Origin of the sequence: Streptococcus sp. 9903 (genome assembly GCF_013276625.1) — a bacterium.
Classification (GTDB): domain Bacteria; phylum Bacillota; class Bacilli; order Lactobacillales; family Streptococcaceae; genus Streptococcus.
In genome coordinates this window covers 1-10310 of the sequence record NZ_VMLI01000025.1, presented here as the reverse complement: position 1 = coordinate 10310, position 10310 = coordinate 1, and the positions used below count along the sequence as shown (strand labels likewise).

The following is a 10310-nucleotide window of genomic DNA, read 5'->3' as shown; positions in this document are numbered from 1 at the left end:
CCTCATTGCTCTTGACTCGTCACTTGCCTCTCAAAGAGGCTTTAGTATTACTTACTACTATCCCTAAAGGGATCCTCATATTCTTTTACACTTAATTTATCTAGTGCTATATCATGCTTTTCCTGTTCTTGGATATATTTCTTAATTGTGGCTTCATTGAGTCCCACCGTACTTACATAATAACCTTCCGCCCAGAAATGCCGATTCCCAAACTTGTACTTGAGGTTGGCGTGTTTATCAAACATCATGAGTGAACTTTTTCCTTTTAAATAGCCCATGAAACTCGAAATACTTATCCTTGGTGGAATACTTACTAACATATGTACATGGTCTGGCATTAAGTGATCCTAGATAATTTCAACTCCTTTATAACTACACAAACGATGAAATATTTCTCCTAAACTACTTCGATATTGATTATAGATAACTTTTCGTCTATACTTAGGGGTGAACACAATGTGATAGAACAGTGCCACTTTGTGTGCGATAAACTATGAGCCTTTTGTGCCATATTTTTCTCCTTTCGCTTTACAATTGGCTTGAACACCTTTATTGTATCGCGTTCGGAGTTTTTTTGGTATAACCTTCGACGCGCACCCGCATAGCGGGTGGTTTTTTTGTCTCGCACCTAACGGAGCGAGACAGACTAATAGTCACATAATAAAACAAAGGTAATGAGATCAATGATTTGAAATAGTATAAAATTCGTTAAAAGCAGAGAGAAAAATAACTTAGAACTATAGGTGAAGAAACCATTACCCAAAAAAGAACTGTAAGAAATCATCAATAAAGCCATCATAATCAGTTCAAAAATAAGAGAAATGACATACTCTCTTCTAAGGTCGTATACAGGCAAGCCCAAAGAACGTCGTATCACTCCTTCTTTGATCTGCCTCGTCCTAACAACAAATAAAACAACTAATAAAGTTAAGTAAATTGAACCCATTAACAGTATTCTTAAAGTTCCAGTAAATTGTAATATTCCTCCTATATACCAAGGATAAGCCATATATACTGTTTGTAGTCCAGTCATCGTAAGTGGTTTCAAACTGTCTACATCTATTTTCCCAAGTGTGTAATACATCCCTACTATTGGTGCTGACTTTAATTGTTCATTATTTACATCATCAAAGTTTACATACTTCAACTGACCCGAACTCTGAACGATTGGCTTGTAAATGGTAACCTTTTCCGTTTTTGATAAGTCACGAACCATTTCGTATATTTCGTTATTAGAAAGATTACTTTTTCCTTGGATAGAAAAAGCACCATCAATTGGTAAAGGTATGGGGATTTCGGTATCACTAATAGTGACCAGACCAATTGTAGCAATCAAACAAAAGAAGAATCCAATGATACATAATTTTAATTTCATAAGCAATTACCATATGACAAAAGACTCTATTTTATAATTGGGTCTCTTGTTTTCATAAATTATTTTTTAAAATCTATAATAATCCCAATGTGCATTTAATCGAACATCATTTCAAATTTTTTGCTTGAAAATGTCCATCTATAATCTTTTTTATCGTGAACTTTAACGTTCCCAAAATATTCGTTACTGATGACTCTGAACTAATATTATTTGAAGAACTAACAAAGTAATTCGAATAACCATAGCTATCACTTACACCATACTTCCATAAATCAATAATCGGATATAGAACTGGGATTGCTGTAGTTTCACTACCAACACTAGCTGTAGTAGCAAATCCAAAACTGAAAAAACTTGTAGCCAGCAAAATGAACTTCTTCTTAGTAAATTTTTTGTATTTTACTTCTCCTTGAATTATAATATTTGACAAAAACTCAGTAATAATTCTCTATTTTAAAATTGAACACATTTATTTGTAAGCGTTTATAATATTAATTTAATACTAATATTTTAGTTTGTCAAGTATTTATAGTATATTTTTTATTGATAAAATGAGATTATCTATAAAGGCGATTTACAAATCGATAAAAAACAATTATCCAACTTCTCTTGTGAATCAAATCGGCTGTTACAATTTTTGTTACCTTGTTTTTAAAAATAGGTTGACAATAATTCCTCTACGAGTATAATAGTTACTATATATCAGAAAAGAGGTTAGCTATTTTGAAAAAAGCTCACGTTTATGCTATCCCTGCTATTGGGGCTGCTCTCATTGCTGTTTTGGCACAAATCAGTCTTCCAATTGGACCCGTCCCCTTCACTCTGCAAAACTTTGCAATCGGCTTGATTGCTACTGTCTTTAGACCGAGAGAGGCTGTACTTTCTGTGGGACTCTATCTTCTTCTAGGTGCTATCGGTCTTCCTGTTTTTGCAGGAGGTGGAGCTGGTTTTCAGGCTTTAGTTGGTCCTACTGCAGGCTATCTTTGGTTTTATCTTGTATACTCTGGACTTACTTCTTCCCTAACTAACAGCAAGAGCGGGATTGTCAAGATTTTTCTTGCAAATCTATTGGGTGATGCCCTTGTCTTTGTCGGAGGGATTCTCAGCTTGCATTTCCTAGCTGGAATGACATTTGAAAAAGCTCTTGTTGTGGGGGTCATTCCCTTTATCATCCCAGATCTTGGTAAAATTATTGCTATTAGTTTTATTAGCCGTCCACTACTTCAACGTCTTAAAAATCAGGCTTACTTTACTAACTAAAAAAGGATATCGAGTTGTCATAACTCAATATCCTTTTCTTTCATTTTGACAACTTATTTTCCTTTAAAAGCATCCACCATCGTTTGAAATTCTTCATTGGAGAGAGTAATCCCTTTGCCCATTTTAGTATGATCTGGACTCCAAGCACGAATATCAAACTTTGCAGGGGCTCCATTAAAGCTCACACGGTTGATTTCCTTGGTCCAACCTTTTTCGTTTTCAGAAAGAGTCAACAAGTGCTCTTCGATTTCAAATGTAAATTCTGCCATTTTCTTCTCCTTTTTAGCTTTCATCTGATTATTCGTAAAATCTTGTAGATTTTAGGAAAATTTTATATAATATTGATATAAAAGAAGGGAGGCCAATATGAGACATAAATTCCAGCAAGTTCTAGGTAAAATACATGACTTTTTAAATGGACTTGAAGAACCAGATCAGACTGAAAGCAACTCCCTTACAGCCACTATTGAAGAGGCTATCCAGAAACAAACCGCTGTTCACCTTATCTTGTCAGAGACAAGTTTTACAGGTGACATCATCAAATACGATCAGCAAGGACAGCAAATTATTGTGAAAAATTTTGCCAAAAATGTGACCCGTATTATCCGTATAAGCGATATTCAACGCCTGCGATTTGTCCCTTCAACTGTCCAAACAGCCCAAAAAAATAGATTTAAGAAAGAGTGAGATGTAGTTGCTTCATCCCACTCTTTTTTCTTAGCGAACTTGTTCAAAATGTAAATGAACTGCGATATGATCTCCATAACCACTTCTTTCCAAGTCACGTTGTAGACGATAGGAAATGTAGTGTTCTGCAATGGTAATGTAACCTGCACCCAGCAAACGATGTTCAACCATAGACTGAATCATGCTAATGGTAGCACGTTCCACCTTGGCTTCTTCCAAATCCAAAACCACTTTCTTAGTGACTTGTGCAAGGTTTTGACGTAAATCATCTGTCAATACATAGACAGTCTGGGCTGCCTTTAAGATAGCTTGGTAAATCTTATCTGGATTAAATTCAGCAATTTCTCCATCACGTTTGATTACTTGCATAGGTATCTCCTTTATTCTTTGTTTTCTTTGATTTCTGCCAGCATTTTTTCTTCTTCTGCTGTCAGTTGATAATTTTCTAACAAATCCGGTCTGCGCTCGTAGGTTTTCTTTAAACTCTCATACAGGCGCCACTGACGAATCTTTTCATGGTGCCCGCTCATCAGTACATCTGGCACAAGCATACCTCGATAATCATAAGGACGTGTGTATTGAGGATATTCGAGAAGGCCTGAAGAAAAACTATCATCTTGGTGGCTAGACTCCTTGCCAATCACTTCTGGAATCAGGCGTACAGTAGCATCAATCATGGTCATAGCCGCCAACTCTCCACCAGTCAAGACATAGTCGCCCAGGGAGATCTCATCTGTCACCAAGGTCTTAATTCGCTCATCATAACCCTCATAGTGCCCACAGATAAAGATTAGCTCTTCCTCTTGAGCTAAATCCTCAGCATAAGCCTGATCAAACTGCTTTCCAGCAGGATCGAGGAGAATGACGCGCGGATTTTTCTTTTCAATAGCATCAAAGGCATCGAAAATGGGTTGGGCTCGGAGCAACATCCCCTGACCGCCTCCATATGGTTCATCATCGACATGGCGGGCCTTTTCAGCATTTTCTCGAAAATTATGATACTGGATATCCAAGAGCCCTTTTTCTCGAGCCTTTCCAACGATTGAGTGCTCCAGTGGAGAAAACATCTCTGGAAAGAGGGTTAAAATATCAATCTTCATCGTCTAACCCTTCTAAGATTTCCACATCGACGCGGTTATTTGGAATATCAACATTGAGAACTACTGGTGGGATATAAGGCAAGAGCAAGTCACGTTTACCTTTTCGCTTGACCACCCAGACATCGTTGGCACCTGGTTGCAGGATTTCCTTGATGGTTCCAATCAAGTTATCACCCTCATAGACTTCCAAACCGATAATCTCGTGATAATAGAATTCACCATCATCTAAGTCATTCAAATCTTCCTCAGCGACCTTGAGACTGTATCCCTTGTACTTTTCAATCGCATTGATATGGTACATATCTTTGAATTTAATAATGTCAAAGTTCTTCTGTTTACGGTGGCTAGCAATGGTCACTGTTTGAACAAACTGATCTTTTTCATCAAACAAGGCCAGCTCAGCTCCTTTTTTAAACCGTTCTTCTGCAAAATCCGTCACAGACAAGACTCGCATCTCACCCTGCAACCCTTGAGTATTGACGATTTTCCCAACATTAAAGTAGTTCATCTTGTCTCCTGTAGTCTATTTCTATCCTTTATTTTATCACGTTCCAAAGATTTTCTCAAGTTGGAGGAAGAGGACAACATCTCTACTTTCCCTTCAAAAATCCTTCCAAATCACGTTCATGTTGGTACTTAATGGCTGCAGTCTTGTCTTTCTCAAAGATAGTCTTGGTAAGGTCAATATGGTTGATGACAGCGATTGCGACGGTGTAGTGAATGATAGCAGCCAGTTCTTTTACTAGTTCCTCGTTAGAATCCTGAACCTCCTCTTTTCTACCAGAACGACCATTCAAAACCTCAGCTACTTCTCCGACTTCCTCCACTAACTTCATAAAGAGACCTTCCTCAGTACGAGACTGCTAGTAATGTTCCAGTAGATAGTCTTGTAATTGTCTAAACGTTAAATCCTTCATATCCTGCTCCTTGCAAAAAAAGCGAGACATTCGTCCCGCCCTTCTTATTTTTCGTCAATAACGATTCTTACTTTTTTGTATTCAGTTGGGACAGAGTAGACAATCGTTCTTATCGCAGAAATAGTGCGACCCTTACGACCGATTACACGACCCACATCGCTTTGATCAAGATTCAAATGATATTCCAAAAATTCTGGTGTATCTTCAATCTTGATAGTTAAGGCATCTGGTTGTGAAATTAAGGGTTTCACAATCGCAATAATGAGATTTTCAATCGTATCCATCTGTCAACCTACTTTAAACTTATTTTGAGAATTTAGAATCGTGGAATTTCTTCAATACACCTTCTTTTGAAAGGATGTTGCGAACTGTATCTGAAGGTTGAGCTCCATCAGCCAACCATGCAAGAACGCGGTCTTCTTTCAAAGTTACTTGGTTTTCAGCAACAAGTGGGTTGTAAGTTCCAACTGTTTCGATGAAACGTCCGTCACGTGGTGAACGTGAATCTGCTACGTTGATACGGTAGAAAGGTTTTTTCTTAGAACCCATACGAGTCAAACGGATTTTAACTGCCATTTTTAAAGTCTCTTTTCTTATTTTTTATTTGAGTGAAATAGCTGAGCTATTTAGCACATGTTCTATTATAGCAGATTTCTGACAGGTGTCAAGAAAAAAACTTGACAGACTATAAAATTTTTAAACCATTTATAAATTTGTTAGAAGTAGGAAATAAATGTTTGAAAGAGGCTATCAGTGAATACTATTTTAGAAAAATGTGATAAAGACCACCAAGTTAAGCCCTTCATCTCACCTGAACATGATTTGAATGCTTGGCTCCTAAATCCCAAGCGAAATATCAAGGATTTTAAGAAAGATATCTACTAATTTTAGTTTATAAAATATGAATCAATAGATTCTAAATAGGGGAATAATTTAGTTCTATAAAAATTAACTTCTACACCTACAACGCCTATTCTGACAGACTTTGTAACAGTCTAAGAAAAAAAGTAGATATTCATACAGTATCTAGATTTTTCAAAAATTCTTTATCATCAAATATTATTAACGAAACTATCCAAACCAAATCCGATGCATTGCTTCAAAGAATTCTTTAGTTATTTGACTAGCGAGGGTTTTTATTAAAAAAATTTTTCAAATAATTGCCACCTTGGTACATAAATTCTTGCTTTCCAAATTCAAATATGATATATTTGTAACATAAAATTTAAGTGTTATATATTTATAACACAAAAAAGGAGTCTATCATGAAAAAAAGTCAAAAAATGCGTGGCCTCATTGCAATGATTGCCGTAGCTCTCTTTATTGATTTTATTGTTTTATTTGGTTCTAATCTTAGTTGGGGACCCAAGTTAGTTATTACTGGTATTTCAGTACCAGGTCAAATTGTAGCTATTTGGAGCTGGCTACATAAGAGTCAGAAAGGTAAGGGAAAGATTATTTTTGACTTGTCTGCTAAGCTTTACACGATACTTATATTTGCAGCAAGCATTTTTTATACAGTAGGAATTTGGATTGCGACCCCAAGCGTAAGTTCTGGTATTAAAGAATGGATTTTGGGAATTGGCCTCGTTATTGAAGTGATTGTATTTGGTTTTTTCTCTTTGAAAAATGTCAAGGAAACTCCGGACGAACGCTTTTATGCTAATTTAGCAAAGGCAGCTAGCTTGATGTTTGTTTTTATACTAGGCGCACTGATGATCCTATCAGTTATCATTGGGTATATGGGGGCTCTCACTCTTTACATAGGCCAGATATTTATTAGCATAGCTGCCTTGATTTGCATCTTTGCGGTTGTCTATTTTATCTTGGAACGTAGAGGATAAGCATGGCTAAAGAAAGCAATATTATTACTAAGCTTAAATCTGTTCGTGAGTCCACAGGCATGACCCAGCAGGAGTTAGCCGACCGCATCGGCATGCGACGCGAGACAATTCTGCACTTGGAAAATAACCGTTACAATCCTTCGCTGGAAATGGCTCTTAAAATTGCTCAAGTTTTTAATCTGAAAGTAGAAGACCTCTTTGAACTCAGACAGAAAGAGGAAGCATAATTCTTTTCGAGACCTAGTATTAAGTTCATTGATTGATTAGGAATTGAAGCCAAAAGAAAAAATCCTTTGAAAATGTGCTCTTTTAAAATATAGTAATTCTTTCGAATTAACCTTTACTAAATTGTGATGCTTTACGAGCTTTCTTAAGATCTGGTTTCCAAAATACTTTGAGTATACTTATGGCATTGATGCCCCTAAGCAAGCGACTTTCTGGTTGGCTTCCTCTTAAACTGTATTGTCACTAATATTTGAAATCCCCTTCCTTTTAGGGTACAATGGTAGAAATGAATTTTTGAGAGGATCAGAATGAAAAAACTAGCAACCCTTCTTTTACTATCAACTGTAGCCCTAGCTGGATGTAGCAGCATCCAACGCAGTTTGCGTGGTGATGACTATGTTGATTCCAGTCTTGCCGCTGAGGAAAGCTCCAAAGCAGCAGCACAATCTGCCAAGGAGTTAAACGATGCTTTAACAAACGAAAACGCCAATTTCCCACAACTTTCTAAGGAAGTTGCTGAAGATGAAGCCGAAGTGATTCTCCACACAAGCCAAGGTGATATTCGCATTAAACTCTTCCCTAAACTCGCTCCTCTAGCGGTTGAAAACTTCCTCACTCATGCCAAAGAAGGCTACTATAACGGCATTACCTTCCACCGTGTCATCGATGGCTTTATGGTCCAAACTGGAGATCCAAAAGGGGACGGTACAGGTGGTCAGTCCATCTGGCATGACAAGGATAAGACTAAAGATAAGGGAACTGGTTTCAAAAACGAGATTACTCCTTATCTCTATAACATCCGTGGTGCTCTTGCTATGGCTAATACTGGTCAACCAAACACCAATGGAAGTCAGTTCTTCATCAACCAAAACTCTACAGATACCTCTGCTAAACTCCCTACAAGCAAGTATCCAAAGAAAATCATTGAAGCCTACAAAGAAGGGGGAAACCCTAGTTTAGATGGCAAACACCCAGTCTTTGGTCAAGTGATTGACGGTATGGATGTTGTAGATAAGATTGCCAAAGCCGAAAAAGATGAAAAAGACAAGCCAACTACTGCTATCACAATCGACAGCATCGAAGTGGTGAAAGACTACGATTTTATACTCAATGAAAATCAAAGAGCAAACTAGGAAACTAGCCGCAGGCTGTACTTGAGTACGGCAAGGCGACGTTGACGTGGTTTGAATTTGATTTTCGAAGAGTATTAAATCTTAAAAACCAAAAAATACAGTACCCACATTCGGTACTGTATTTCTTTTATCCTTATTTTTAAGTTAGCTTGTTAAAATCCCAGATTTGGTCCATCCAGCCTTCATAGAAGTCTGGCTCGTGGCAGACCATAAGAATAGATCCCTTGTATTCTTTGAGAGCGCGTTTGAGTTCATCCTTGGCGTCCACATCTAAGTGGTTGGTTGGCTCGTCCAGCACTAAAACATTGTTTTCACGATTCATCAAGAGACAGAAACGAACCTTGGCTTGTTCCCCACCTGACAAGACCTGAATTTGGCTTTCAATATGCTTGGTTGTCAGACCACAACGGGCAAGGGCTGCACGGACTTCTGCTTGGTTGAGAGCAGGAAAGGCATTCCAGACAGCCTCTAGTGGTGTTTGGCGATTACCTCCCTCTACTTCCTGTTCAAAGTAACCAAGTTCTAGGTAATCACCTCGTTCAACTTCCCCAGCAATAGGTGGAATAATGCCTAGGAGACTCTTCAAGAGAGTTGTTTTCCCGATACCATTTGCTCCAATAATGGCAACTTTCTGATTACGTTCAAAAGTAAGGTTTAATGGCTTGGTAAGTGGACGGTCGTAACCAATCTGCAAATCCTTGGCTTGGAAGATAAAGCGCCCTGGCGTACGAGCTGGTTTGAAATCAAAGGATGGTTTTGGTTTCTCACTTTGTAGCTCGATAATATCCATCTTATCCAATTTCTTCTGGCGGGACATGGCCATGTTTCGTGTTGCAACACGCGCTTTGTTTCGAGCCACAAAATCCTTGAGATCCGCAATTTCTTTCTGCTGGCGTTCGTAGGCTGCCTCTAGCTGAGATTTCTTCATAGCATAGACTTCTTGGAACTGGTAGTAGTCACCAGAGTAACGCGTCAGCTGTTGATTTTCCACATGATAGACGATATTTATAACGTCGTTCAGGAATGGAATATCATGTGAAATGAGGACAAAGGCATTCTCATAGTTTTGGAGATAGCGCTTAAGCCAGTCAATATGCTCAGCATCCAAGTAGTTGGTCGGCTCGTCCAAAAGTAAGATATCAGGCTTTTCAAGGAGAAGTTTAGCCAAAAGCACCTTGGTTCTTTGCCCACCTGACAAAGAAGTTACATCTGTATCCATGCCAAAATCCATAACACCAAGGGCACGCGCCACTTCGTCAATCTTAGCATCTAAGGTATAGAAATCACGACTCTCCAGACGGTCTTGAAGTTCGCCAACTTCTTCCATAAGAGCATCAACATCCGCTCCGTCTTCAGCCATTTCCATATAAAGGTCATTGATACGGACTTCTGCTTTGAAAAGCTCATCAAAAGCAGTACGGAGAACATCGCGCACCGACTGCCCTTCAGCAAGGACGGAGTGCTGGTCCAAATAACCAGCAGTCACATATTTAGACCATTCGACTTTCCCTTCATCTGGCAGCATTTTACCAGTCACGATACTCATAAAGGTTGATTTTCCTTCACCATTAGCACCGACCAGACCGATATGTTCTCCCTTGAGAAGACGGAAAGACACATCTTCAAAAATTGCACGGTCACCAAAACCGTGACTCAGATTTTTAACTTCTAAAATACTCATTTTAATTCCTTATCTTGTTTTTATACTCTTCGAAAATCAAATTCAAACCACGTCAGCTTCACCTTGCCGTATATATGTGACTGACTTC

The 10310-nt window shown here is 38.3% G+C and carries 13 protein-coding genes and 3 pseudogenes; 6 read left to right on the top strand and 10 right to left on the bottom strand.

The genetic code is table 11. The features are described 5' to 3' along the window. Window positions 1–47: 47 nt before the first annotated feature. Window positions 48–511, bottom strand: a pseudogene (gene tnpA, locus HT696_RS09000) (IS200/IS605 family transposase). A 150-nt stretch (window positions 512–661) separates the two neighbouring features. Continuing rightward, window positions 662–1375: pseudogene (locus HT696_RS08995) on the bottom strand (ABC transporter permease); the annotation flags it as partial. Between the two features lie 723 nt (window positions 1376–2098). Between HT696_RS08995 and HT696_RS08990 the strand changes: the two are divergent. Further along, window positions 2099–2635, top strand: coding sequence for a biotin transporter BioY (locus HT696_RS08990; RefSeq protein ID WP_173253310.1), 537 nt, complete (start codon window positions 2099–2101; stop codon window positions 2633–2635). A gap of 53 nt (window positions 2636–2688) precedes the next feature. On the opposite strand, the gene HT696_RS08985 is transcribed toward HT696_RS08990, so the two are convergent. Then, the gene (locus tag HT696_RS08985; protein WP_049542960.1) at window positions 2689–2904 is read right to left on the bottom strand and encodes a YdbC family protein; all 216 of its coding nucleotides are present in this window, start codon (window positions 2902–2904) and stop codon (window positions 2689–2691) included. Between the two features lie 97 nt (window positions 2905–3001). Between HT696_RS08985 and HT696_RS08980 the strand changes: the two genes are divergently transcribed. Beyond that, the gene (locus HT696_RS08980) at window positions 3002–3322 is read left to right on the top strand and encodes a hypothetical protein (RefSeq protein WP_173253311.1); all 321 of its coding nucleotides are present in this window, start codon (window positions 3002–3004) and stop codon (window positions 3320–3322) included. Between the two features lie 30 nt (window positions 3323–3352). Here the strand turns inward: HT696_RS08980 and HT696_RS08975 are convergent, their stop codons facing one another. The 6 genes and pseudogenes from HT696_RS08975 to rpsP form a co-directional block, all read right to left on the bottom strand. Then, window positions 3353–3691 (bottom strand): ATP cone domain-containing protein, encoded by a 339-nt coding sequence (locus HT696_RS08975; RefSeq protein WP_001196041.1) that lies wholly within the window; start codon window positions 3689–3691, stop codon window positions 3353–3355. A gap of 11 nt (window positions 3692–3702) precedes the next feature. After that, a complete protein-coding gene (gene trmD, locus HT696_RS08970) occupies window positions 3703–4422 on the bottom strand; it encodes a tRNA (guanosine(37)-N1)-methyltransferase TrmD (protein WP_173253312.1) in 720 nt (239 codons plus the stop codon). After that, window positions 4412–4930, bottom strand: coding sequence for a ribosome maturation factor RimM (gene rimM, locus HT696_RS08965; protein WP_001105892.1), 519 nt, complete (start codon window positions 4928–4930; stop codon window positions 4412–4414). The genes trmD and rimM overlap by 11 nt, the downstream gene beginning before the upstream one ends. A gap of 82 nt (window positions 4931–5012) precedes the next feature. Beyond that, window positions 5013–5339 (bottom strand): annotated as a pseudogene (locus tag HT696_RS08960) (nucleotide pyrophosphohydrolase). 44 nt (window positions 5340–5383) lie between these two features. After that, a complete protein-coding gene (gene kphA / locus HT696_RS08955; protein ID WP_000379621.1) occupies window positions 5384–5623 on the bottom strand; it encodes an RNA-binding protein KphA in 240 nt (79 codons plus the stop codon). Between the two features lie 19 nt (window positions 5624–5642). Further along, the gene (rpsP, locus tag HT696_RS08950; RefSeq protein WP_000268760.1) at window positions 5643–5915 is read right to left on the bottom strand and encodes a 30S ribosomal protein S16; all 273 of its coding nucleotides are present in this window, start codon (window positions 5913–5915) and stop codon (window positions 5643–5645) included. A 177-nt stretch (window positions 5916–6092) separates the two neighbouring features. Between rpsP and HT696_RS10865 the strand changes: the two genes are divergently transcribed. From HT696_RS10865 to HT696_RS08935, 4 genes are all read left to right on the top strand, one after another. After that, on the top strand, window positions 6093–6224 hold the full coding sequence (locus HT696_RS10865; RefSeq protein ID WP_267240441.1) for a hypothetical protein: 132 nt from the start codon (window positions 6093–6095) through the stop codon (window positions 6222–6224). A gap of 380 nt (window positions 6225–6604) precedes the next feature. After that, window positions 6605–7183: a DUF3796 domain-containing protein gene (locus HT696_RS08945; protein WP_173253315.1), complete on the top strand. Its 579-nt coding sequence runs from the start codon at window positions 6605–6607 to the stop codon at window positions 7181–7183. A 2-nt stretch (window positions 7184–7185) separates the two neighbouring features. Then, window positions 7186–7410 (top strand): helix-turn-helix transcriptional regulator, encoded by a 225-nt coding sequence (locus HT696_RS08940; protein ID WP_173253316.1) that lies wholly within the window; start codon window positions 7186–7188, stop codon window positions 7408–7410. A gap of 306 nt (window positions 7411–7716) precedes the next feature. Beyond that, complete coding sequence (locus HT696_RS08935; protein WP_173283568.1) at window positions 7717–8541, top strand: peptidylprolyl isomerase; 825 nt, start codon at window positions 7717–7719, stop codon at window positions 8539–8541. A 139-nt stretch (window positions 8542–8680) separates the two neighbouring features. Here HT696_RS08935 and HT696_RS08930 read toward each other — a convergent pair whose 3' ends face one another. Continuing rightward, entirely contained in the window at window positions 8681–10222 is a 1542-nt protein-coding gene (locus tag HT696_RS08930; protein WP_173253317.1) for an ABC-F family ATP-binding cassette domain-containing protein, read from the bottom strand. Between the last annotated feature and the right edge of the window lie 88 nt (window positions 10223–10310).

Excerpts from the sequence above, each read along its gene's own strand:
- HT696_RS08940 (WP_173253316.1), top strand. The coding sequence starts at position 7,186 with ATGGCTAAAGAAAGCAATATTATTACTAAGCTTAAATCTGTTCGTGAG.
- HT696_RS08935 (WP_173283568.1), top strand. The coding sequence starts at position 7,717 with ATGAAAAAACTAGCAACCCTTCTTTTACTATCAACTGTAGCCCTAGCT.
- HT696_RS08975 (WP_001196041.1), bottom strand. The coding sequence starts at position 3,691 with ATGCAAGTAATCAAACGTGATGGAGAAATTGCTGAATTTAATCCAGAT.
- trmD (WP_173253312.1), bottom strand. The coding sequence starts at position 4,422 with ATGAAGATTGATATTTTAACCCTCTTTCCAGAGATGTTTTCTCCACTG.
- HT696_RS08985 (WP_049542960.1), bottom strand. The coding sequence starts at position 2,904 with ATGGCAGAATTTACATTTGAAATCGAAGAGCACTTGTTGACTCTTTCT.
- rpsP (WP_000268760.1), bottom strand. The coding sequence starts at position 5,915 with ATGGCAGTTAAAATCCGTTTGACTCGTATGGGTTCTAAGAAAAAACCT.
- HT696_RS08930 (WP_173253317.1), bottom strand. The coding sequence starts at position 10,222 with ATGAGTATTTTAGAAGTTAAAAATCTGAGTCACGGTTTTGGTGACCGT.
- HT696_RS08945 (WP_173253315.1), top strand. The coding sequence starts at position 6,605 with ATGAAAAAAAGTCAAAAAATGCGTGGCCTCATTGCAATGATTGCCGTA.
- HT696_RS08980 (WP_173253311.1), top strand. The coding sequence starts at position 3,002 with ATGAGACATAAATTCCAGCAAGTTCTAGGTAAAATACATGACTTTTTA.
- rimM (WP_001105892.1), bottom strand. The coding sequence starts at position 4,930 with ATGAACTACTTTAATGTTGGGAAAATCGTCAATACTCAAGGGTTGCAG.
- kphA (WP_000379621.1), bottom strand. The coding sequence starts at position 5,623 with ATGGATACGATTGAAAATCTCATTATTGCGATTGTGAAACCCTTAATT.